Below are 269 nucleotides of genomic sequence, written 5' to 3' on the forward strand. Positions count from 1 at the left end.
TGATACCACCCAGCACGATCACGGCTTCGGGGTCGGCGGCACGGGCGGCAGCGCGAGCAACGTCCAGCAGGCGCACGTAGTCGGCGATGCTATGAATACCGTTCTCGTAGCCGTAGCGGCGCAGGTTCGGCTCGTTCCAGATTTCCCAGTACTTGATCTGGTTGCGCTCCTTGCCATAGCGCAGCACCGTGTTATACACGAAATCGCCCCAATCAGGGAGCCAGTCCCGCATCGTCGCCGACGTTCCGGCAGTCCACGCAGGGCTATAG

At 62.1% G+C, this 269-nt stretch carries 1 pseudogene; it reads right to left on the bottom strand.

Annotated elements, in window-relative coordinates:
- Positions 1–232 (bottom strand): annotated as a pseudogene (locus tag ACSNOK_RS34425) (hypothetical protein); the annotation flags it as partial.
- Positions 233–269 lie beyond the last annotated feature (37 nt).

Origin of the sequence: Streptomyces sp. URMC 126 (assembly GCF_051386555.1) — a bacterium.
Taxonomy (GTDB): Bacteria; Actinomycetota; Actinomycetes; order Streptomycetales; family Streptomycetaceae; genus Streptomyces.